Here is a 20,941-nt window from a genome sequence, read left to right as displayed (position 1 = left end):
TATTATCCCAACTGGCTGATGGCCTCGCCCGCGTGGATGCGGGCCAGCCGATCTGTCTCAATGACATTATCTAGGGTGACTTGGGCATTTTGCAGCCCATTCGAGGACATTTTGTCTAATGTCGCCGAGACGACGCGCGACATATCCAAAAATCCGATCTCTGCGGCGATGAAAGCATCCAGCGCCCGTTCCTTGGCTGCATTGAACACGGCGCCCGACAGCGCGCCTTCTTCCATCACCCGCGTGGCCAGCGCCAGCGCGGGATAGCGCGCCGCGTCAGGGGCCTCGAACGTCAGCGCACCGATCTTTGCCAGATCCAGCCGCGCAACCGGCAGCGACTTGCGCTGTGGCCAATGCAGCGCATAGCCGATGGCATGACGCATATCCGGCGGACCCACATGCGCCATCAATGCGCCGTCGTTGAACCCAACCATCGCATGAATCAGGCTTTCGCGGTGTATCAACACCTCGATCATACTTGGCGGTACGTGAAAAAACTCTTTTGTTTCAATAAGCTCCATTGCCTTGTTAAACATGGATGCGGAATCGATCGTGATCCGCTGCCCCATATCCCAATTGGGATGGCTTGATGCCTGCGCCAGCGTTGCCGTGGCCAGCTTTTCCACCGGCCAATCCCGAAACGCACCGCCGCTTGCGGTGATGATCACCCGCTCGACTGCGGCGATGTCCTCGCCGACCAGCGCCTGAAACACCGCCGAATGTTCGCTATCGACCGGCAGCACCGTCGCCCCATGCGCCTTGGCTGTGCCCAGCAACAGCGGTCCCGCCGTCACCAGCGATTCCTTGTTGGCCAGCGCCAGCGTGGTGCCATGCTGCAACGCCACCAGCCCCGGCACCAACCCCGCCACCCCGACAATCGCCGACAGCGCCCAATCCACAGGACGCGCGGCCGCCTCGGCAATGGCATCGGAGCCCGCAGCCGCTTCAATGCCGCTGCCGGCCAAAAGCCGCTTCAATTCTTCATAACATTCCGGGTAGCAGGTCACCGCCAGATCGGCCCCCAGACGCACCGCATCTGCCGCCAACCGCGTCACATTGCGCCCACCGGTCAGTGCGACAACATCATAGTGCGATAAATCCCGTGCGATCAGATCAATCGCACTTTGCCCCACCGACCCCGTCGCGCCAAACAGCGTGATCCGCCTCAAAAGGCTACCCCCGGCACTTGCACCACCTCGGCCAACATCAGCATGAACAATGCCGCACCCAGCAGCGCATCAAAACGGTCAAACAACCCGCCATGCCCCGGAATAAGCGTCGAGCTGTCCTTAACGCCCATCCGCCGCTTCAGCGCACTTTCTGCGATATCACCCATCTGCCCGGCCAAGCTCAGAACCATGGAAATCCCGACAATCCACGGGCTCGCATCGGTGAACAGCATGAAAACAACACCGACAACACCGGCGCCGATCCACCCAGCCACCGTGCCGCTCCATGTCTTTTTGGGGCTGACCTTGGGCCAAAACTTTGGCCCACCCAGCGATTTACCCGCAAAATAACCGCACACATCGCTGATGATCACGACGGACATCAGCCAAAGCAGCCAGATAAACCCAAAATCGACACGAAAATGCACAAGACCCCAGCCAGCCACCTGAATACCAAGGGCAAACGCAAAGAACGTAAGTTGCTCTTTTTTCAACAAGGCCGCACCAATCAAAGGCACGACCAAAAACAGCAAGACGCCCCACCAGGTGCCATCAGCCAGCTGCCCCGACATCACCGAAGCCACCAGTGCGGCCAGCAACATGCCCCGCGTCGGCTGGTCCGCGATGATCATCATCCACAGTTCCCAGATCATCACGGCCGTCACAAAGACCACCATCATCTGGAACCACACACCACCAAGGATCACCCCAACGGCACCCACAACCGTCATGCCGACACTGGATGCGGTCCGGGCTTTCAGGTCGTCCCAATTTTGCGGGCTGGTCAGTGGCGCTTTCATGGTCACGCCAGCACCGCGCCAAAGCGCCGCTCGCGGCGACCATAAGACGACAGCACCCGCGCAAATTCCACGGCGGTAAAATCAGGCCACAGGGTATCGACGAATTCATATTCAGAATAGGCTGACTGCCACAGCAGGAAATTCGAAATCCGCGCCTCGCCACTGGTGCGAATAACCAAATCCGGGTCCGGCAGCACGCGGGTATCAAGAAACCGCGACAGCGTCTCGGCATCAACGTCATTATGGGTCAAACGCCCCATCTCAACCTCATAGGCCAGCCGCTTGGCCGCGCGGGTCACTTCGTCGCGACCGCCATAGTTTATCGCGATGGTCAAATGCACCAGATCATTGTCGGCGGTCAAAAGCTCCAGCTCGTCCATCAGCCGAACCAGTTTCACATCCAGCCGGATACGGTCGCCGATAAACCGCACGCGGACGCCGTTTTTCAACAACGCCTTCGCCTCGCGCTCGATATATTTGCGAAACAGGCTCATCAGCCCGGCGACTTCGGTCTGGGTCCGCTTCCAGTTTTCGGTCGAAAACGCAAAGATCGTCAGGTACTTCACGCCCAGATCAGGACAGGCCGCCACAATCTCGCGGACACGGCGCGCACCGGCATGATGGCCAAACAAACGCGGTCGATTGCGCTGCTGCGCCCAACGTCCATTGCCATCCATAATGATGGCCACATGGCCCGGGCCGGTCTTGAGGTCTGCGTGCTTGGGCATGAATGGCCCCTTTATCTTGTAAGAGCGAGCCGTCAGACCTGCATGATCTCCGCCTGTTTGATCTCAAGCGTTTCATCGACCAACTTGATATGCGCGTCAGTCAATTCCTGCACCGTCGATTCCCAGAACTTCTGATCATCTTCGGACAGACCATCGGCCTTGGCCTTTTTGATCTTGTCCATTCCGTCACGCCGCAGATTGCGCACCGACACCCGCGCGCTTTCGGCATAATGGCCCGCAACCTTGGTCAGCTCGCGGCGGCGTTCTTCGTTCAGTTCGGGGATCGGCAGCATGATGATCGTGCCGTTCAGCTGTGGATTGATCCCCAGACCACTTTCGCGGATGGCCTTTTCGACCTTACCAACCAAGGCTTTATCCCAGACGTTGATCGTCACCATACGCGGCTCGGGCACGTTCACCGTCCCCACCTGGTTAATCGGCGTCATCGCACCATAGGCATCCACCATGATCGGCTCCAGCATGGACCCCGACCCGCGTCCAGTACGCAGCGACGCCAGTTCAACGCGCAAGTTGGCGATTGCCCCATCCATACGACGGGCCAAGTCATCGGTATCAAGTTCAAAATCATCTGACATTGTCTGCACTATCCTCTGCCGGCTTTGCCCAGCTTTTCATCGTTTTACGGCAATAAACCACGGTTGTATAGGTCAGGAAATCAGCACCAAACGTGCAGATTTCGTGCAAATCGCGCCCTAATCATGCACAATCGTATATGTCCCCTCACCCGCGAGGATACCTTTGAACCCGCCCGGTTCATCCAGCGAAAACACGATAATCGGCAAACCATTGTCGCGCGCCAGCGCAATCGCACTGGCATCCATCACGCCCAGATGCTTTTGCAGCACTTCGTCATAGCTGACCCTGTCATAGCGCACCGCATCATCATATTTCACAGGGTCCTTGTCGTAGACACCGTCAACCTTGGTCCCCTTGAAAATCGCCTCACAGGCCATTTCATTGGCGCGTAGCGTGGCGGCCGTATCGGTCGTGAAATATGGGTTCCCGGTGCCTGCCGCAAAAATGCAAACCCGCTTCTTTTCCAGATGTCGCACGGCGCGGCGGCGGATATAGGGTTCAGCGACCTCGTTCATGGTGATCGCCGAAATGACCCTTGTGTGGATTCCCAGCTCTTCCAATGCCGACTGCATCGCCAGCGCATTCATCACCGTGGCCAGCATCCCCATGTAATCCGCCGTCGTCCGCTCCATGCCCTGGGCAGAGCCTTGCAAGCCGCGGAAAATATTGCCGCCGCCGATCACCATGCATATCTCGACACCCAGATCATGCACCGATTTCACTTCACGTGCGATGCGCTGCACGGTCGGCGGATGCAGGCCAAACGCCGTATCCCCCATCAGCGCCTCGCCCGAGATCTTAAGCATGACACGCTTATATGCCGTTTTCTCAGTCTCACTCATGGCGTCCCCCTGATGCGCTGTCGTTTGGCGCGCAAAATGTCGCAAAACGTCCGCAGGTTCAATGGCAGCGCGCAGACAAAAGCACCGCATGCGCAAATAGCTGCGGCCCCCATCCCGGCACGGCCCGACCCGTATTGAGCAATGTCAATACGATGACCCTGCTGATCGTCCAAACTCGCATGATCCCAAGACAAGGTTCCGGTCCCATGATAAACCCGTTTACCGCACTGGCCGTTGCCGCATCGACCCTCGTTTTGGGCGGCTGCGACCCGCTCGAACCGCGGTCTTTTGCCGACATCGACGCTGCCGCGACTGCGCTGCGCAGCAAATACGTCGATCTTGACGGCAACCCGCCGGTCCCCGGCAACGTCGCGCAAGAATCCGACTTCCCCCCATCCGGCGCCGCATCCTACCAAGGTTTCATCAGCGCCGACGACATGGCCGGAAACCGATTGGTTGGTGAACTGACCCTGGATGTCAGCTTTCTGACCGATAACGTCGATGGCACGGCCTATAATTTCCAACATGAAACGGATGGCACCTACACCGGCACCCTGACCGGCAGCGCCGATCTGGCCCGCGATCAGGATCCGATGGGGACCGGCGTTCATCTGGACCTTCTGTTGCTCGGGATCCTGACGAATAATGGCACCGGCTATGCCACATCAGCGGCGCTGAACGGCAATTTTCAGGAAACCTTCACCGACCCCATCGGGGCAATCGCAGGTGCCGCCGACATCGACACAGGTATCAACGGCACCACCTATGACGGCACATTTGCCGCCGAAAGGTAGGCCGCGTGGATCGCATGTTGATCCCCGCCAAGACATACGGCATGCAGGGCTGGCACATGTCCTAGCGCAAAGAGATATCAGGCGTGATCACCATTCCCCCGCAAATGCCCGTCCTGATCGCGGGGCCAACGGCCTCGGGCAAATCGGCGCTGGCGCTGCACATCGCGCAGGAACAGGGCGGCGTGATCGTGAACGCCGATGCGCTGCAGGTGTTCGACGGCTGGCGCATCCTGACGGCGCGCCCCGACGACAGCGATCTGGCACGGGCCGAACATGCGCTATATGGCCATGTCCCCTTTGATGCCGACTATTCCGTGGGGCATTGGCTGCGTGACATCGCCCCCTATCTGCAGGGCGCCAAACGGCCCATCATCGTCGGCGGCACCGGGCTGAACTTCAACGCGCTGACCCAAGGGCTGGCCGAAATCCCCGCCACACCCGACGCACTCAGGTCGCAGGCCAATACACTGGCATTGCAGCACCTTCTGGCTGATCTTGATCCCGGTACAACCGCCCGTATCGACACCCAGAACCGCATGCGGGTCCAACGCGCATGGGAGGTCTTGCAGAACACGGGCCGCAGCCTTGCCGACTGGCAAGACGCGACGCCGCCCCCTCTGCTGGCGCCCGATCAGGCCATCTGCATCACATTGGATGCGCCAAAGGACTGGTTGAACGACCGCATTGCCCGGCGCTTTGATCAGATGCTGGGCCATGGCGCCTTGGACGAAGCGCGCGCCATGCTGCCGCACTGGAACCCCGCCCACCTGTCGTCCAAGGCCATTGGCGCGCCCGAACTTATCGCCCATCTGCGCGACGAAACATCCCTTGATACCGCCCGCGCAGCGGCCATCAGCGCATCGCGCCAATACGCCAAACGGCAACGCACCTGGTTTCGGGCGCGGCACAAGAACTGGCATCAGGTCCCCATCGCCGGCGCTGACATATCCGCAACACTGCGATTCGCTGATGAAGCCGTGGATTGATGTGCCACGGGTTTCCCCGCAGACTTGCGGAAAATCAACATTGAGGCAAAGTTGATGACCCTGATGACCGATATTCAGCCGTCAGCGCTTGCGTTGACGTCGCTCACCCATGGCGGGCAGGCATCGCGCTGGCGTACCGAGGCGATGCGCAGCCACGCCACACCCCGCCTGATCCAGATCACCAAAGGTCAGGGGCGGATCACCGTTGCGGGCCTGACCAATGGCTATGGCCCCAACAACCTGATCTTCATCCCGCCGCACACCATGTATGGTCTGGAAGTCGGCCAAACCGTGTTTGGGCAAATCCTCGCACTGCCGGACAACGCAGATTGGCCCACCACCCCATTCCACTTGCGCCTGCGCGACGTCGATCGCCAGAAAGAACTCCAAAGCCTGATGGACGCAATCGAACGCGAACTCAAACCATCGGGCGATGTGCGCGCGGCGCTGTGCCATCTGGGGCTGCTCAATATCTACGTCGAGCGGCAATTGGCCAAACGCGAGCCGGACACCAATGATGCGCGCCGGGGCACTGCGGCGGCAAAACTGGTCGCCCGCTACACCCACATGATCGCCCATCGCTTTCGCACCAATCAAAGCGTCGCCACCTACGCCGCCGCCCTGAAGGTGACGCCAACCCATCTGACGCGGTGCTGCAAACAAACCTGCGACAGGTCCGCGCTCGGGCTGCTCAACGACCGCATCCATTTTGAGGCATGCACCCTGTTGCGCGACACCCAAACACCGGTTCAAACGGTCGCCAAGACGCTGGGTTTCCAGTCAGCAGCCTATTTTACCCGCAGTTTTCAAAGAAAATCAGGGCAAACGCCAACCGATTTTCGGCGCGGGCGTGGCGGTGCCGTGCGGCGCGCATGATCATACGACGCTGCATCGCAGCACCAAGACCGGCACGCCCCACAGCGCGATAATGTCGTTTTCAAACGTGTGATATGTCGCAAATGTCGTAGGTTTCGCCAAAGCGCTGGTTGACCTCATGGCTTAAGTTGTGCCGAATGGGCACCGACGGAAATTTGGGCGCAGTGCAAGCTGTCGCTCTTATTTGCGATACAATAAGACCTCTCAGGGAGAAAAGAATGACGCAATCCAACACCCCGCCGATGCACCCAGCCGCCTTGATGTACGCACAAGAAGAAATGGCAGGCCAACTCAGCCGCCGTGAATTTCTGACGCGCACAACGGCACTGGGACTGACGGCAACGGCAGCCTACGGGCTTTTGGGTCTGGCCACACCGGCAAATGCCGCAGCCCACGCCCGGCAAGGCGGTACGCTGCGCATGCAGATGGAGGTCCGCGCGCTCAAGGATCCCCGTACCTACGACTGGACACAGATTGCTTACTTTTCGAATGGCTGGCTGGAATACCTTGTTGAATACAACAACGACGGCTCGTTCGCGCCGATGCTGCTGGAAAGCTGGGATGTGAATGATGACGCAACGGTTTATACGCTGAACGTCCGTCAGGGCGTGAAATGGAACAACGGCGATGACTTCACCGCCGAAGATGTGGCGCGCAATATCATCGGTTGGTGTGACAAAACCGTCGAAGGCAACTCAATGGCGGGCCGCTTTGCGACCCTGATCGACGAGGTCACCGGCAAAGTCATCGAAGGCGGCGTCGAAGTCGTGGACAGCCACACCGTGCAGCTGAACCTGCCAGCCTCCGATATCTCGCTTATCGCGGGCATGTCCGATTATCCCGCAGCCATCACCCCGGCTGATTTCGATCCCGAAAACATGGTCGGCAACCCTGTCGGCACCGGGCCATACCTGCCCGAACTGATGGAAGTCGGCGTCAAAGCCGTTCTGGTCCGCAACGAAGGCTTCGGCTGGTGGGGCTATGACGCAGGCAAAGGCGCCTATCTTGATCGTGTCGAATTCATCGACTACGGCACCGACCCTTCCGCGTGGGTTGCCGCCGCCGCCGCCGAAGAAGTTGACATGCTGTACGAAACAGTCGGCGACTTCGTTGACATCATGGAAGGTCTTGGCTGGGAACGCTCCGAAGTGGCCTCCGGCGCGACGATCACGATCCGCCCCAACCAGCAGGCCGAAGTGGACGGCATCAAGCCATACGCCGACGTCCGCGTGCGCCGCGCCATCTCGATGGCCGTTGACAACAACATCTGTCTCGAACTGGGCTACGCCAACCGTGGGATCACCGCGCACAACTTCCACGTGGGGCCGATGCACCCCGAATGGGCCGATATCCCCGGCATCGCGCACGACCCCGAAGGCGCGCTTGCCCTTCTGACCGAAGCCGGGATGCAGGACTTCGAGATGGAAATCGTGTCCATCGACGACGACTGGCGCAAGAACACAACCGATGCCGTCGCAGCCCAGCTGCGCGACGCCGGGTTCAACATCAAGCGGACCATCATCCCCGGTTCCACCTTCAGGAACGACTGGACAAAATACCCGTTCAGCTCGACCAACTGGAACCACCGTCCGCTTGGCACGCAGATTCTGGCACTCGCTTATCGCTCAGGCGAAGCCTGGAACGAAAGCGGCTTTGCCAATGCCGAGTTCGACGCACTGCTTGCCGAAGCCAACGCGATCGCAGACGCCGACAAGCGCCGTGAAGTCATGGCCAAGCTGCAAGCGATCATGCGCGACGAAGGCGTGACGATCCAGCCATACTGGCGGTCGCTGTATCGCCATGCCAAGCCGGGTATGGTCGGCTGGGAAATGAACATCGCCTATCTGCCGCAGATCTATAAAATGGCCTTCGCTGCCTAAACCCTTCGGGCCGTCCCCATGGGGCGGCCCGTTTCACGATGTACGGATCACTGGCAAACAGGGACCGTCCTATAACATGAAGTCTGGCAACGACCCGACACACCTGACCGACAGGGGCCTTTATGGGACTGTTTATTCTGCGCCGTCTTGGGGTGATGATCCTCACGGCACTCTGCCTGACGTTTATCGTTTTCTGGCTCACCAACCTTGCTCCAAACCTTGAAAAGCTGGCCAAGACGCAAGGCAACGCGCGTATGTCGGACGAAGCGGTGACCAGCTATCTGGCCAACCGCGGCTATGCCCAACCGCTGCCCGTCAAATACGGTCAATGGCTTGGCGTGCTGCCCGGCTATGTGATCGAAGGCTCCGACGGCGGCCTGCGCGCCCGCTGTGCAGGCCCCGGCGAAAGCGTCGCGGACGCCGCGACCTTTTGCGGTATCCTGCAAGGTGACTGGGGCAACTCGACCGTCTTCAAAGACGAGGTCGGCAGCATCGTCGCCACCCGGCTCGGGCTTACCGGCAAACTGATGCTCTGCGTCATGCTGGTCATGGTGCCGGGCGCACTGATCCTTGGCGTGCTGGCTGGCATGCGCGAAGGATCACGCACCGACCGCGCCCTTTCGACCGTGTCCATCATCAGCACGGCAACGCCGGAATACGTCTCGGGCGTTGTGTTCATCTCGGTTTTTGCGACCGCCACCTTTGGGATGAACTGGTTCAAAGGCACCGCAACCTCTGCGATGGAAAACGCGACGTTTGAAAACTTCCTGCTGCCGGTAATGACCATCGCGCTGTACGGAATGGGCTATATTGCCCGGATGACGCGCGCATCAATGACCGAAGTCATGACCGCACAATACATACGCACCGCCCGTCTCAAGGGGGTCAGCTTTCCCACCATCGTGCTGCGACACGCCCTGCGCAACGCCCTGATTGCCCCCTTCACCGTGATCATGCTGCAATTTCCATGGCTGCTGAACGGTGTCGTGATCGTCGAAACCCTGTTCAACTACAAAGGCTTCGGCTGGGTCCTTGTCCAGGCGGCGGGTAACAACGACATCGAACTGCTTCTCGGGGTCTCGGTGGTGTCGGTCTTCGTTGTGCTGATCACCCAACTGATATCGGACATTGGCTATGTCTTCCTCAACCCACGCATCAGAATTTCATAAGGAAGAGCGGACATGGAAACCCTCACATGGACCGGCGCAGTTGGCGTATTTCTCAACCCCGTTCTCGGGATGGCAGCCGCACTTTTTGCGGTCACATTGGTCGCGCAACTGGTGCTGGGGTTTTTCGCCCCGGCACTGACGCTGCAATCCAATGCCGATGGCACACTCGCGGCGCGCGGTGGATTGCTCGGGACGACGGAAACTGCAAACAAATACCTCTTTCTGGCCGTTCTGGTGCTGGCTCTGGCCTATTTGATCATCCCACTGGTCACCCCCTACGGCACTGTCGGGATCATCGGCGAAATGTCACAACGCTTCCTGCCTGTGTGGATTGCGCTGGTTGTCACCTTTGGCGCCTCAATCAGGTTCAAACGCCACCTCGGTCTTTACGGCAAACTCTTCGACAGCACCGTCGGCATGATCGGCTTTGGCCTTGTGATGTTCTGGGTCTTCACCGCAGTCTTTGTCGGCCTCTTCGACATGATCGCGACCCATGATTACCTGTCCCAGGTCTCGGGCCTGAAAAACAAGATCCCCGGCGTGCCGGTCCCCGAAGGCATAGCGGGCGCCATCCCCCACTACCTGCTGGGCGGCGACAACCTTGCGCGCGATATCTTCAGCCGCGTCGTCGCAGGCTCGACCTTCGTGATTGCCATCGCGCCACTGGCGACGGTCTTTGCCTTCATGGTAGGTATCACGCTGGGCCTGCCTGCGGGCTACTACAGCGGCAGGCTCGACACGATATTGTCGTTCCTTGCCAACCTGATCCTCGCCTTCCCGGTGATATTGCTGTTCTACCTGCTCGTCACACCCGAGATCGTGGAAACCGGCATCCCGTCCTATATGGCCGCGTTCCTTTTCGCCTTCCCGATGATCTTTTTCGGCGTTCTGCTCAACTCGCGCTATTACACACAGCCAGCCAAGCGGAACCTTATCCTCGTCCCGGTCCTTGGCATCCTTGGCTGGCTTTATCTGTCGATCATCAACCAGCAAGGCACCGTCATCGACTTCCTGCCCACTTGGTTAGACCTGTTCGATATTTCCATCCTTGTGGTCTTTGTGTCCGTCGTATTTGTGAATGCGCCCACAGTGTTCCGTATCGTGCGCGGTCTCACGCTTGACCTGCGCACGCGCGATTATGTCGCAGCGGCACAAACCCGCGGCGAAGGGGCGTGGTACATCATGCTGTGGGAAATTCTGCCCAACGCGCGCGGGCCGCTGATCGTCGATTTCTGTCTGCGGATCGGCTATACAACGATCCTGCTGGGTACTTTGGGTTTCTTCGGTCTGGGCCTGTCCAGCGAAAGCCCCGACTGGGGCTCGACCATCAACGAAGGCCGCAAGCTTTTGCTGATCTATGCGCACCCCGCGTTGCCGCCCGCGATCGCCCTTCTCAGTCTTGTGCTGGGTCTCAACCTGCTGGCCGATGGCCTGCGCGAAGAAAGCCTGAAAGATTGAGCTGCGCAATGCGGCATAGCCCCGTCAAGACAGCCTGTACCTACGGTGTCTGTACGCCGTCCGTACGCATTCCATACGTCCAATTTCCGCCCATCGGAGGGATAAGTTAATGGCCACGCCCCAGAACGACGCACCGATCCTCGAGATCGACAAACTGTCCATTTCCTTCTTTACCCGACTGCGCGAAATCCCCGCCGTGATGGACTTTTCAGCCACGATCATGCCCGGCGAAGCCCTTGGTTTGGTTGGGGAATCCGGTTGCGGCAAGTCCACGGTGGCCTTGGGCGTCATGCAGGATCTGGGCGTGAATGGCCGCATCGTTGGCGGGTCGATCAAGTTCAAGGGCGAAGAGATGAACACGATGTCGCTCGAACGACTGCGTGACCTGCGCGGCAACCAAATTGCCATGATATATCAAGAACCTATGGCCTCTTTGAACCCCGCGATGAAGATCGGCAAACAGCTGATGGAAGTGCCGATGATCCACGAGGGGATCAGCCAAAAAGCCGCCTACATGCGCGCATTGGAAGTGGTCACGGACGTCAAACTCCCCGACCCGAAACGCATGCTCAACAGCTACCCCCACCAGCTCTCTGGCGGCCAGCAACAGCGCATCGTGATCGCCATGGCACTGATGTCCAAACCGTCGCTTCTGATCCTTGATGAACCGACCACAGCACTTGACGTGACGGTCGAAGCGGCGGTCGTCGAACTGGTGAAGGACCTTGGCAAAAAATACGGCACGTCCATGCTTTTTATCAGCCATAACTTGGGGTTAGTGCTCGAAACTTGTGACCGTATTTGCGTGATGTATTCCGGCGAGGCGGTCGAGCGCGGCTCGATCGAAGACGTCTTCGATGAGATGCAGCACCCCTACACCCAAGCTTTGTTCCGCTCCATTCCACTGCCCGGTACCGACAAGAACGCACGCCCCCTCATCGCCATTCCCGGCAATTTCCCCCTGCCCCACGAACGCCCCACCGGCTGCAACTTTGGCCCGCGTTGTGACTATTTCGAGGCCGGGCGCTGCAACGCCGGGTTCATTCCGATGACGCAGGTCCGCGGCGATGACCGCCACCAGACGCGCTGTCTCAAACATGCTGAAATTGATTGGGCAGCCCCCCCCGAAGTCGCTGAAAAGAAACAAAAAGGCGAGATTGGCCCAGTCGTTTTAAAGATGGACAACCTCAAGAAATATTACGAAGTCGCGGCAAATGCGCTTTTCGGCGGCGGCGACAAAAAGGTGGTCAAGGCCAACGAAACCCTGTCATTCGAAGCCCGGGAAAGCGAAACCCTTGCGATTGTCGGCGAATCCGGCTGTGGCAAGTCGACCTTCGCCAAAGTGTTGATGGGGCTGGAAACCGCAACCGAGGGTGAAATACTCTTGGATAATCAACCCATTGGCAACATACCCATTGAAAAGCGCAGCACCAAAACGATCGCCGACATTCAGATGGTATTCCAAAACCCCTTTGACACGCTCAATCCGTCCATGACTGTCGGGCGGCAGATCATGCGCGCTTTGGAAATCTTTGGCATCGGCAATAATGACAAGGATCGGCGCGCGCGGATGCTTGACTTGCTGGACCTCGTCAAGCTGCCGCGCGCCTTCGCCGACCGGATGCCTCGACAGCTTTCAGGTGGGCAAAAACAAAGGGTTGGCATCGCCCGCGCCTTTGCCGGCGATGCACGCATCGTGGTCGCAGACGAGCCGGTTTCAGCACTTGACGTCTCGGTTCAGGCGGCCGTGACCGATCTGTTAATGGAAATTCAACGCGAACATAAGACAACCTTACTATTTATCAGCCACGACTTGTCCATCGTCCGCTACCTGTCCGACCGCGTTATGGTGATGTATCTGGGGCATGTGGTCGAATTGGGTACCACCGATCAGGTGTTCTCGCCCCCCTACCACCCCTACACCGAGGCGTTGCTGTCCGCTGTCCCGATTGCAGATACCAAAGTCAAGAAAAAGCATATCGTCCTCGAAGGCGACATTCCATCGGCCATGAACCCACCCAGCGGTTGCCCATTTCAGACCCGCTGCGGGTGGAAATCCAAGGTGCCCAATGGGTTGTGCGAAAAAGAGGTGCCAGCCGTCCGAATGGTGGCCGAGGGGCATCAGATCAAATGCCATCTCAGCGACGCCGACCTTGAAGACATGGAACCGGTCATTCAAATCGCAGCGGAATAACGGCCTCACGGCCCCCAGATCACGCGGACATAGTTTTGGGTTTCGGCAAAAGGGGGCACGCCACCAAAGCGTTCCACAGCGCCGGGGCCCGCATTATACGCGGCAAGCGCCAGTGGCCAATTGCCAAAGCTTTGGAATTGCGCGCGTAAATACCGCGCGCCGCCTTCAAGGTTCTGTGCGGCATCGCGCGGATCAACACCCAGTGCGCGGGCGGTGTGCGGCATCAGTTGTGCAAGCCCCAAAGCGCCCTTTGGTGATCGGGCCTGTGGGTTCCAACCGCTCTCCTGCTGGACCAGCCGCAAAAATAAATCCTCAGGCACCCCATGCCGCCGCGCAGCGGCACGCGCCACACCAAGATAAGGGCCACTGTAGCTGCCGCTATACGCCAGCACACCGCCCGGCACGCTTGCCCGTGGCGGCTCAAGCCGGACAGAGTTGGAATACTGCACCGCCGCACGCCCATCCAGGATTGATATTTGATTTTGAAACAATGTGTTACGTGACATAGTTGATACTTGTTCAGCTTGAACGGCAACAGCAAGGCTTGCCACACACCCCATCAAACCAAGCCTGCAATACCAATTCATCACGCGCTCACCCGTTTTACCAATTTAGCTAATGTACCCGTTTTTACCCTTTGTTGCAGCCCCCAAAGTGTAATCACCTGTTAACCTTGTTCAGACAACCATGTAGGTTAGCGCAAATGTAAATTAAGATTCGAAGGGGCGTCATGGCCGGATCCGTAAATAAAGTCATTCTCATTGGTAACCTCGGGCGCGATCCCGAGGTCCGTACATTTCAAAACGGCGGCAAGGTGTGCAACCTGCGCATTGCCACATCCGAAACCTGGAAAGACCGCAATACCGGCGAGCGTAAGGAACGGACCGAATGGCATTCGGTTGCTATTTTCTCAGAACCGCTTGCCAAAGTGGCCGAGCAGTACCTCAAGAAAGGCTCAAAAGTCTATATCGAGGGGCAGCTTGAAACCCGCAAATGGCAAGATCAATCCGGTCAGGATCGCTATTCTACAGAGGTCGTCTTGCGCCCTTACACATCGACTCTGACCATGCTTGACGGTCGTAGTGAAGGTGGCGGCAGTGGCGGCGGCAACTATGGCGGCGATAGCGGCGGTTACTCCGACGGTGGTAGTGGATACTCGGACGGCGGCAATGATGGCGGCTATGGCGGCGGTGCCCAGTCCGGCGGTGGCAGCGGCGGTGGCAGCAACGATATGGACGACGAAATTCCGTTCTAAAACGGATATCATCTGAAAAAGGCCCGCCCGCACCGGCGGGCCTTTTTATGTCATGGCCAGCGCATCGCGCAGAACGCCCAGTACCGTGTCACCTGGCACATCGGACGTCAGGAACGCATCCCCTATCCCGCGCGCAAGAATGAACCGCAGCTTGCCATCCAACACCTTTTTGTCCTGCCCCATCAGATCCAGAAGCCGGGCTGCATCAGGCAAATCACCCGGAATATCGGCGATATCCACCTTCATCCCCATGTCGCGCAGATGCGCACGGACGCGGCTTGGGTCCTCCTGACTGCACAGACCCAGACGGGCCGACAACTCAAACGCCAGCGCACAGCCAATGGCGACACCTTCGCCATGCAGCAGCCGGTCCGAATACCCCGTCGCCGCCTCAAGAGCATGGCAAAACGTGTGCCCAAGGTTTAGCAAAGCACGATCGCCCTGCTCGGTCTCGTCGCGTTGAACGATGTCGGCTTTCATCTCGCAGGATCTTGTCACGATACGCACCCGCGCCGCCATGTCACCCGCAGCCATCGCGGGGCCGTGTGCCTCGAGCCAATCGAAAAACGCAGCGTCCCCCAGCAGCCCATATTTCACGACTTCACCATAGCCCGCAAGCAAATCCCGCCGCGCCAATGTACCCAGCAGATCGGTATCGGCCAAAACAAGGCTCGGCTGATGGAATGCGCCGATCAGGTTCTTGCCATGGGGCGAATTGATGCCGGTCTTGCCTCCGACTGAACTGTCCACCTGCGCCAACAATGTCGTGGGCAGTTGCACAAACCGCACGCCACGGCGCAGAATAGCGGCCGCAAACCCCGCAAGATCACCGATCACACCGCCACCAAAGGCGACGACGACATCGCCGCGTTCGACCTTCTGCTCCAGCAACCACTCCACGGCGCGTTGCAACTGCGCCCAGCATTTCGTGGCTTCGCCCGGCGGCAATGCCAGCGCCTCCGACGTCAGACCCGCAGCGGTCAGCGCGGTCTGCAACTGGTTCAGATGCAGACCCGCCACCGTCTCATCAGTCAAGATACAGACATGCCTGCGCCCACCCATCGCAGCCACATACCCACCCACCTGATCCAGAACACCCGGTCCGATATGGATATCATAATCCCGCCCGGGTAGGTCTACATGGACTGTTGCAGCACTCATTCAGATGTCTCCAGAATATCCGCGCGCAATGTCAGCGCGTCGATGACCGCTTGGGTCGTTTCTTCAATGCTTGCACTCCCGCTCACCGTCACGCTCAACCCGGCCTGTGCATAGACCGGCGTTCGCGCATGAAAGATGGCGGCAAGCGTCGCCTTGGGATCTGCGGTGCGCAGCAATGGCCGTGTATCCTTGTGCCGAACCCGGTCCCACAACGTCGCAATGTCGGCATTCAGCCACACAGCCACACCCTTATCGGCAATAGCGTCGCGATTTCGGGCCGCCAGAAATGCGCCGCCACCGGTCGAGACTATTTTAGGGGGCCCCGACAACAGACGGCACAGCACCTCGGCTTCACGTTCGCGGAAAAACGCTTCGCCATCGCGGGCAAAAATCTCGGATATCGTCTGGGTTGAAGCTTCTTCGATGGCTGCATCACTATCCACAAACGGGACATCCAACTGCATGGCAAGCGCGCGCCCGATTGCCGTCTTGCCGGACCCCATCATACCAACAAGCACGACGGTGCGGCGCAAGTGATAGGTCGCCGTTTCGTTCATCCCGGTCCCTCCTATTTATCGGCTGCACATCGCCTAATCATAAATTAAGTGAATGAATGCCGTGATCTTGCACGAAAGGCCATATATAAAGACTTCAAAACGTGGCAGTTAGACCACATATTGAGGCAGAAATTGAGGACTGGGGCAAGCAATGTGGCGGCTGATCAAAGCACTGTTGTTTTTGACGTTATTGGCTGGCACAGCCTTGGTGGCATATGCCTACGTCGGACCAATCTTTTTTCCATCCGACTTTGCCGCCCCGACCAAAGAGGTAACACGCCCTGTCACGCTGGAAACGAACTGAGCTGCAGCATTGGCCATTGGCTGCGCTGGTCTGCGTTCTGGCAACCGGCGCTACTGCGCAGCAGTCACTGAACGAGCCTTTGTCGGCGATCGAATGGCTTTCGCGCAGTGTCGAACCTGCCCTGCGGACTGAACCTGCTACGTCTGAAAATGCTGTTGCACCGCAGGTGACGGTCACGCCATTGGATCGCCCGTCAAGGGACACCGTGGGCCTTTTGCCGTCCAATGTCACCGGATTGCCACGCACCATCTGGTCAGCCAGCAACGAGACCACATTGGTTGATCTGGTCCGTGCAGAGCAGGTTGAAGCCCTGCCCGCCATTCAGGAATTCCTCAAAGTGTTGATGCTGGCCGAAGCAGACGCGCCGCTGGGTGCGGGGTCTGATGACGCGCTGTTTCTGGCGCGGATCGACAAGCTGCTGGACCTTGGCGCGCTGGAACCGGCCAAAGCCCTTATAGAACAAGGCAAACCTGATACTCCAGCGCTGTTTCGTCGCTGGTTCGATGTCGCCTTGCTGACCGGAACCGAAGATAGCGCGTGTCAGGTCATGCGCAATAATCCGTCCGTTGCGCCGACGTATATCGCACGCATTTTCTGTCTGGCCCGTAGCGGCGACTGGACTGCCGCTGCGCTGACGCTGAACACCCACCGGGTGCTTGGCGACATTACCCCACAAGAAGAATCGCTGATGGCCCGCTTTCTGGACCCCGAGCTTTTCGAAGGTGCCCCACCGCTCACCCCGCCCCAACGCGTCAGCCCGCTGATGTTTCGGATGCACGAAGCGATTGGCGAAGGCCTGATCACCGCAAACCTGCCGCTGGCATTTGCCCATGCCGATCTGCGCTCGACGACCGCATGGAAGGCACAGCTTGAGGCCGCAGAACGGCTGGCGCGCCATGGTGCGCTGTCAGAAAATGTGCTGCAAAAGAACTATACTGCGCGCATACCTGCCGCGTCCGGCGGCATCTGGGACCGCGCCGCCGCGATACAACGCTTTGACGTGGCCATGACAGCACGCGACCCCGGCGCAATGTCCGCCAGCCTGCCCGCCGCATGGTCAGCGATGAAAGAGGCGCGTACCGAAGTCCAGTTTGCGAAACTCTACGGCGCTGCCCTGCATGACCTGCCTTTGACCGATACCGCCGCGCTTATCGCGTTTGAAATCGGCCTGCTATCCCCCGACTATGAAATCATCGCCATTCAAACGGCAGATCGCGGCTACGACCCGTTTCTGATCGCAATCGCACGCGGAACCCCGCAAGAAGTGCGGGTCACAACGCCCACGGCATTGGCGATCCAGTCCGCTTTCAACGGGGCAACGCCACCGCCCGTCCTGCAATCGCTGATCAACGACGGCAAACTTGGCGAAGCCCTGCTGCGCACGGTTGCCCTGTTCAATCAGGGTTATGCAGGCGACCTCCGCGCCTTGACCGATGCACTGGCCCTGCTGCGCATCGTCGGGTTAGAGGATGTTGCCCGACGGGCCGCCCTGCAATTGATGATTCTGGACCGGCCCGCGTGACCCAAGCGACCCAACCCATGGCCCGCTGGGTGCAAGTGTTTCTTGAAGCACAAGCCGCGGAATTGGACGCGGCCACCAACACCCAATTGGCCTATGCTCGTGATTTGGGTGATTTTGCAGAGTTTCTGACGCGTGCATCACGCCACTACGCGGACGCCACGCGCGATGACGTCGAAAACTATCTGATCCATTGCGAGGCGCAGCGGCTGGCCAAAGCCACCCGTGCCCGGCGCCTTTCAGCGATCAAGCAACTGTTCCGTTTCGCATTCGAGGAAGGCTGGCGCGCCGAAAATCCCGCGATCCAGATCAAAGGGCCCGGTCGTGCCCAACGTCTGCCCAAGACCCTTGATATCGCAGAAGTTGACCGCCTGCTTGACGCCGCCAGACGCACCTCGCGCGAGGCGCTTCGTAACAGTTGCCTGATGGAGTTGCTTTATGCCACGGGTATGCGCGTGACCGAATTGGTCAGCCTGCCGGTGTCCGCCGCCCGTGGCAATCCGCGCATGCTGCTGGTGCGGGGCAAAGGTGGCAAAGAACGGCTTGTCCCGCTTTCGCCCCCCGCGCGCACAGCGCTTGCCGACTATCTGACGGCACGCGATTACGCACAAGACGCGGACCGCGAGAATGGCAAACTGCCGTCAAAATTCCTGTTCCCATCGCACGGCAAGGCAGGCCACCTGACACGGCACCGTTTCTTTGGCCTGATCAAGGAATTCGCGGTCGCAGGTGGCGTATCACCGGCAAAGGTCACGCCGCACACCCTGCGGCACGCCTTCGCAACCCATCTTCTGGCCGGCGGTGCCGATCTGCGGTCAATTCAGACGATGCTGGGCCACGCAGATGTTGCCACCACAGAAATTTACACACATGTGCTGGATGACCGTTTGACGCAACTTGTGATGGACCACCACCCGATGTCCAAAACCGCCAAGCCTTGATTACGTGACATACACAGTTCATATTACACCAGAATTTTTTGAAAGCCTCTGATGGAAACCGCCACCACCGACGCCACCTTTTGGATTACAGCAGCCGCAATTCTTGTGCTTCTGGTCTTGTCCGGCTTCTTTTCCGGATCGGAAACCGCGTTGACCGCTGCGTCGCGCGGCAAATTACGCTCGGCCGCTGACAAAGGATCAAAGGGCGCCCAAAAGGCACTGAAAATCACCGAGGATAACGAACGGCTGATCGGTTCTGTCTTGCTTGGCAACAACGTCGTGAACATCCTTGCCACGTCGCTGGCCACGGCAGTTCTGACCAAGGTGTTCGGCCAAAATGGCGTGGCGGCCGCAACCCTGATCATGACCCTGCTCGTCCTCGTCTTTGCCGAAGTGCTGCCAAAGACATTTGCCATTACCTATCCTGAAACGGTGGCCGCGCGGGTTGCCGCACCCATCGGCCTGATTATCCTTGTTTTTTCGCCCATCGTTACGGCCGTCCGGTATCTGGTGCGCGGCGTGCTTCTGATCTTCGGTGTCCGCACCGACATTGACAGTCACATCCTCGCGGTGCGCGAAGAAATCGCCGGCGCACTGCAGCTGGGCCATTCGGAAGGGATCGTCGAAAAAGAGGACCGCGACCGTATTCTCGGCGCGCTTGATCTTAACGAACGTGCGGTGGAAGAAGTCATGCTGCACAGATCAAGCATCGAAATGGTCGATGCCGATCTGCCCCCCCAGGATATTCTTTCGCAAATTCTCAAAAGCCAGCACACGCGCCTGCCTTTGTACCGCAATGATCAAGAAAATATTGTCGGTGTGATCCATGCCAAGGATTTGCTGCGGGCCATGCACAAACTGCTTGGCGGCGGCAAAGTGAACGCCGAAGGTCTCGCTGCTTTTGATGTGATGAAGGTGGCAATGCCACCGTATTTCGTCCCTGAAACGACCACACTTGACGAACAGATGCGCAATTTCCTGAAACGCAAGACGCACTTCGCGCTGGTGGTTGATGAATACGGTGGCTTGCAGGGGCTGATCACCCTCGAAGACATTCTTGAAGAAATCGTTGGGGAAATCGCGGATGAATTTGACGAAGACATCGCCGATCAGATTTCAGCCACCAGTGACGGCGCCTATGTCGTTGATGGCGGTATGACGATCCGCGACCTCAACCGCTCGCACGACTGGAACCTGCCCGATGACGAGGCGAACACCGTCGCGGGCCTTGTCATCCACGAGGCGCAAATGATCCCGGTCGAAGGTCAGGTATTTTCGTTCCACGGCTTCCGGTTCGAGGTTGTCGCCAAAGAAGAAAACCGAATTGCCATTCTGAAGATTAGGCAGCTTTAGGCCACCGCAGGCTTGCTTTTAAGGCATCGTGCGGCAATGCTTGCTCATTCACATGAAGAATGAGGACCTTCATGACGTATCGCCATTTGCTCTCATCGTGTTTGTTGACCCTGTTTATCGTCACCCCGGCCTTGTCACAACAGGCCGCCGATGCCGTCGCCCCAGAGACCGATACGCAAACGGACACGTCCTTTGCTGACATGTCAGAGGCGGCGCAAGCTGCCATTGCGTCAAAGAAATCCGGTGCGCCGGTTGTTGCTGACGAATGGATGATCGTCGCCGGGAACCCGCTTGCAGTTCAAGCAGAGCTATGCTTGAATTTGGGTGACGCGCATCATCAGGCGGCGCGGTTTTCGGT

Annotated in this window: 20 protein-coding genes and 1 pseudogene; 13 read left to right on the top strand and 8 right to left on the bottom strand. The window is 58.7% G+C overall.

Features of this window, described 5'->3' with window-relative positions:
• Positions 1-2: 2 nt before the first annotated feature.
• The 5 genes from dxr to pyrH form a co-directional block, all read right to left on the bottom strand.
• Positions 3-1,169: a 1-deoxy-D-xylulose-5-phosphate reductoisomerase gene (gene dxr, locus QZ196_RS14005; RefSeq protein ID WP_296427460.1), complete on the bottom strand. Its 1,167-nt coding sequence runs from the start codon at positions 1,167-1,169 to the stop codon at positions 3-5.
• Complete coding sequence (locus tag QZ196_RS14000; protein ID WP_296427458.1) at positions 1,166-1,969, bottom strand: phosphatidate cytidylyltransferase; 804 nt, start codon at positions 1,967-1,969, stop codon at positions 1,166-1,168. The genes dxr and QZ196_RS14000 overlap by 4 nt, the downstream gene beginning before the upstream one ends.
• Before the next feature lie 2 nt (positions 1,970-1,971).
• Entirely contained in the window at positions 1,972-2,697 is a 726-nt protein-coding gene (gene uppS, locus QZ196_RS13995) for a polyprenyl diphosphate synthase (RefSeq protein ID WP_296427455.1), read from the bottom strand.
• 32 nt (positions 2,698-2,729) lie between these two features.
• Positions 2,730-3,293: a ribosome recycling factor gene (gene frr, locus QZ196_RS13990; protein WP_296427453.1), complete on the bottom strand. Its 564-nt coding sequence runs from the start codon at positions 3,291-3,293 to the stop codon at positions 2,730-2,732.
• Between the two features lie 117 nt (positions 3,294-3,410).
• Positions 3,411-4,136, bottom strand: coding sequence for a UMP kinase (gene pyrH / locus QZ196_RS13985; protein ID WP_296427449.1), 726 nt, complete (start codon positions 4,134-4,136; stop codon positions 3,411-3,413).
• A 206-nt stretch (positions 4,137-4,342) separates the two neighbouring features.
• Here pyrH and QZ196_RS13980 point away from each other — a divergent pair, with 206 nt between their 5' ends.
• The 7 genes from QZ196_RS13980 to QZ196_RS13950 all read left to right on the top strand — a co-directional run bounded on the left by QZ196_RS13980 (position 4,343) and on the right by QZ196_RS13950 (position 13,493).
• The gene (locus QZ196_RS13980) at positions 4,343-4,930 is read left to right on the top strand and encodes a hypothetical protein (RefSeq protein ID WP_296427446.1); all 588 of its coding nucleotides are present in this window, start codon (positions 4,343-4,345) and stop codon (positions 4,928-4,930) included.
• 104 nt (positions 4,931-5,034) lie between these two features.
• Entirely contained in the window at positions 5,035-5,916 is an 882-nt protein-coding gene (gene miaA, locus QZ196_RS13975) for a tRNA (adenosine(37)-N6)-dimethylallyltransferase MiaA (RefSeq protein ID WP_296427481.1), read from the top strand.
• 54 nt (positions 5,917-5,970) lie between these two features.
• The gene (locus QZ196_RS13970; RefSeq protein ID WP_296427444.1) at positions 5,971-6,792 is read left to right on the top strand and encodes an AraC family transcriptional regulator; all 822 of its coding nucleotides are present in this window, start codon (positions 5,971-5,973) and stop codon (positions 6,790-6,792) included.
• 218 nt (positions 6,793-7,010) lie between these two features.
• Positions 7,011-8,672 carry an ABC transporter substrate-binding protein gene (locus QZ196_RS13965; RefSeq protein WP_296427442.1) on the top strand — a complete coding sequence of 554 codons (1,662 nt, stop codon included), beginning with the start codon at positions 7,011-7,013 and terminating at the stop codon, positions 8,670-8,672.
• 122 nt (positions 8,673-8,794) lie between these two features.
• On the top strand, positions 8,795-9,841 hold the full coding sequence (locus QZ196_RS13960; RefSeq protein WP_296427441.1) for an ABC transporter permease: 1,047 nt from the start codon (positions 8,795-8,797) through the stop codon (positions 9,839-9,841).
• 12 nt (positions 9,842-9,853) lie between these two features.
• A complete protein-coding gene (locus tag QZ196_RS13955; protein WP_296427440.1) occupies positions 9,854-11,299 on the top strand; it encodes an ABC transporter permease in 1,446 nt (481 codons plus the stop codon).
• A gap of 109 nt (positions 11,300-11,408) precedes the next feature.
• Positions 11,409-13,493: an ABC transporter ATP-binding protein gene (locus tag QZ196_RS13950; protein ID WP_296427437.1), complete on the top strand. Its 2,085-nt coding sequence runs from the start codon at positions 11,409-11,411 to the stop codon at positions 13,491-13,493.
• 5 nt (positions 13,494-13,498) lie between these two features.
• Here QZ196_RS13950 and QZ196_RS13945 read toward each other — a convergent pair whose 3' ends face one another.
• Positions 13,499-14,053 carry a lytic transglycosylase domain-containing protein gene (locus QZ196_RS13945; RefSeq protein ID WP_296427479.1) on the bottom strand — a complete coding sequence of 185 codons (555 nt, stop codon included), beginning with the start codon at positions 14,051-14,053 and terminating at the stop codon, positions 13,499-13,501.
• Positions 14,054-14,223: 170 nt separating this feature from the next.
• Between QZ196_RS13945 and ssb the strand changes: the two genes are divergently transcribed.
• Complete coding sequence (gene ssb / locus QZ196_RS13940; RefSeq protein WP_296427434.1) at positions 14,224-14,748, top strand: single-stranded DNA-binding protein; 525 nt, start codon at positions 14,224-14,226, stop codon at positions 14,746-14,748.
• A 45-nt stretch (positions 14,749-14,793) separates the two neighbouring features.
• Here ssb and aroB read toward each other — a convergent pair whose 3' ends face one another.
• Complete coding sequence (aroB, locus tag QZ196_RS13935) at positions 14,794-15,909, bottom strand: 3-dehydroquinate synthase (protein WP_296427432.1); 1,116 nt, start codon at positions 15,907-15,909, stop codon at positions 14,794-14,796.
• Complete coding sequence (locus QZ196_RS13930; RefSeq protein WP_296427430.1) at positions 15,906-16,466, bottom strand: shikimate kinase; 561 nt, start codon at positions 16,464-16,466, stop codon at positions 15,906-15,908. The genes aroB and QZ196_RS13930 overlap by 4 nt, the downstream gene beginning before the upstream one ends.
• A gap of 151 nt (positions 16,467-16,617) precedes the next feature.
• Between QZ196_RS13930 and QZ196_RS13925 the strand changes: the two genes are divergently transcribed.
• The 5 genes and pseudogenes from QZ196_RS13925 to QZ196_RS13905 all read left to right on the top strand — a co-directional run.
• A complete protein-coding gene (locus QZ196_RS13925) occupies positions 16,618-16,770 on the top strand; it encodes a hypothetical protein (RefSeq protein WP_296427425.1) in 153 nt (50 codons plus the stop codon).
• A gap of 16 nt (positions 16,771-16,786) precedes the next feature.
• On the top strand, positions 16,787-18,292 hold the full coding sequence (locus tag QZ196_RS13920) for a hypothetical protein (RefSeq protein WP_296427424.1): 1,506 nt from the start codon (positions 16,787-16,789) through the stop codon (positions 18,290-18,292).
• A gap of 17 nt (positions 18,293-18,309) precedes the next feature.
• The gene (locus QZ196_RS13915) at positions 18,310-19,230 is read left to right on the top strand and encodes a tyrosine recombinase (RefSeq protein ID WP_296427477.1); all 921 of its coding nucleotides are present in this window, start codon (positions 18,310-18,312) and stop codon (positions 19,228-19,230) included.
• 51 nt (positions 19,231-19,281) lie between these two features.
• Positions 19,282-20,583: an HlyC/CorC family transporter gene (locus QZ196_RS13910; RefSeq protein ID WP_296427422.1), complete on the top strand. Its 1,302-nt coding sequence runs from the start codon at positions 19,282-19,284 to the stop codon at positions 20,581-20,583.
• A 71-nt stretch (positions 20,584-20,654) separates the two neighbouring features.
• Positions 20,655-20,941, top strand: a pseudogene (locus tag QZ196_RS13905) (hypothetical protein); the annotation flags it as partial.

Origin of the sequence: Yoonia sp. (genome assembly GCF_017854565.1) — a bacterium.
In the GTDB taxonomy this organism is placed as follows: Bacteria; Pseudomonadota; Alphaproteobacteria; order Rhodobacterales; family Rhodobacteraceae; genus Yoonia.
This window is presented reverse-complemented; position numbering and strand designations above follow the sequence as displayed.

Coding starts and splice junctions, on each gene's coding strand:
- QZ196_RS13950 (WP_296427437.1), top strand. CDS start 11,409: ATGGCCACGCCCCAGAACGACGCACCGATCCTCGAGATCGACAAACTG.
- QZ196_RS13980 (WP_296427446.1), top strand. CDS start 4,343: ATGATAAACCCGTTTACCGCACTGGCCGTTGCCGCATCGACCCTCGTT.
- QZ196_RS13925 (WP_296427425.1), top strand. CDS start 16,618: ATGTGGCGGCTGATCAAAGCACTGTTGTTTTTGACGTTATTGGCTGGC.
- QZ196_RS13960 (WP_296427441.1), top strand. CDS start 8,795: ATGGGACTGTTTATTCTGCGCCGTCTTGGGGTGATGATCCTCACGGCA.
- pyrH (WP_296427449.1), bottom strand. CDS start 4,136: ATGAGTGAGACTGAGAAAACGGCATATAAGCGTGTCATGCTTAAGATC.
- ssb (WP_296427434.1), top strand. CDS start 14,224: ATGGCCGGATCCGTAAATAAAGTCATTCTCATTGGTAACCTCGGGCGC.
- uppS (WP_296427455.1), bottom strand. CDS start 2,697: ATGCCCAAGCACGCAGACCTCAAGACCGGCCCGGGCCATGTGGCCATC.
- QZ196_RS13970 (WP_296427444.1), top strand. CDS start 5,971: ATGACCCTGATGACCGATATTCAGCCGTCAGCGCTTGCGTTGACGTCG.
- miaA (WP_296427481.1), top strand. CDS start 5,035: ATGCCCGTCCTGATCGCGGGGCCAACGGCCTCGGGCAAATCGGCGCTG.
- QZ196_RS13910 (WP_296427422.1), top strand. CDS start 19,282: ATGGAAACCGCCACCACCGACGCCACCTTTTGGATTACAGCAGCCGCA.
- QZ196_RS14000 (WP_296427458.1), bottom strand. CDS start 1,969: ATGAAAGCGCCACTGACCAGCCCGCAAAATTGGGACGACCTGAAAGCC.
- aroB (WP_296427432.1), bottom strand. CDS start 15,909: ATGAGTGCTGCAACAGTCCATGTAGACCTACCCGGGCGGGATTATGAT.
- frr (WP_296427453.1), bottom strand. CDS start 3,293: ATGTCAGATGATTTTGAACTTGATACCGATGACTTGGCCCGTCGTATG.
- QZ196_RS13965 (WP_296427442.1), top strand. CDS start 7,011: ATGACGCAATCCAACACCCCGCCGATGCACCCAGCCGCCTTGATGTAC.
- QZ196_RS13955 (WP_296427440.1), top strand. CDS start 9,854: ATGGAAACCCTCACATGGACCGGCGCAGTTGGCGTATTTCTCAACCCC.
- QZ196_RS13915 (WP_296427477.1), top strand. CDS start 18,310: ATGGCCCGCTGGGTGCAAGTGTTTCTTGAAGCACAAGCCGCGGAATTG.
- QZ196_RS13930 (WP_296427430.1), bottom strand. CDS start 16,466: ATGAACGAAACGGCGACCTATCACTTGCGCCGCACCGTCGTGCTTGTT.
- QZ196_RS13945 (WP_296427479.1), bottom strand. CDS start 14,053: ATGGGGTGTGTGGCAAGCCTTGCTGTTGCCGTTCAAGCTGAACAAGTA.